This is a genomic window from Deinococcus pimensis DSM 21231 (assembly GCF_000519345.1).
Lineage (GTDB): Bacteria > Deinococcota > Deinococci > Deinococcales > Deinococcaceae > Deinococcus_A > Deinococcus_A pimensis.
Map to the genome: position 1 here is coordinate 7,243 of NZ_KI912680.1, position 889 is coordinate 8,131.

Annotated in this window: 1 pseudogene; it reads left to right on the top strand. The window is 74.4% G+C overall.

The features are described from left to right. Positions 1-889: pseudogene (locus DEIPI_RS35035) on the top strand (AMIN domain-containing protein); the annotation flags it as partial.

Genomic DNA, 889 nt, shown 5'->3' on the forward strand with positions numbered 1-889 from the left:
CCCCGCGCAGCCTGCCCCACCCGCCCAGCCCGCGCCGTCCGCGCGGCTCGCGAACGTCCGCAGCAGCCTCACCATGAAGCGCGCCATGCAGCACCAGCGCCTCGTGCTGGAATTCGACGCGGACGTCCGCTACGACCTCGCCCGCGACACGCGCGGCCTCACCCTCACCCTCCACGACGTCGGCACGAACGCGCCCGGCGCGCAGAAGCTCGACTCCGGCGACCTGCTCACCGTCACGCCCGGCTCCGGCAACCTCGTCGTGCGGCTCGACACGGGCGCGGACGGCCAGAGCAACGTCTTCACCCTCGCGGACCCGCCCCGCGTCGTCGTGGACACCGTCACCAACACCGACCCGTCCGTCACGCCGCCGCCCGACACGGACAAACTCGCGCCGGGTGTGGCGTACCGTCAGATCGGACGGCTGCACCTCCTGAGCTTCGACCCCGCGCAGTACGTCCCGAAGGTCGTCACCGCGCCCGTCGGGCAGGCCGCGTCCCTCTTCGACCACGTGAAGCGCGCCGGGGGCGTCGCGGGCGTCAACGGCGGCTACTTCGACCCCGGCAGCGCCCTGCCCGTCGACCTCGTCGCGCAGGGCGGCCTGATGCTCGCCAGCAGCCTGGAGCGGCGCGGCGCGCTCGGCATCACCGACGCGGGCGACCTGCTGTTCGGCTTCCCGAAACCCCGCTACACCCTGCGGGGCGCGTGGGGCACCACCGTCGTGAACACCGTCACCGCGAAGCCCAACCCGAACTGGCTCACGCTGTTCGTCGGGGACGGCCGCACCGCCGTCGGCGCGGACGGCCTCACCACCCTCGTCCTCGACGGACGCACCGTCGTGCGGGCCCTCACGGGCCGCGGCACGCCCGGCGCGGGCGAGATCGCCGTGACC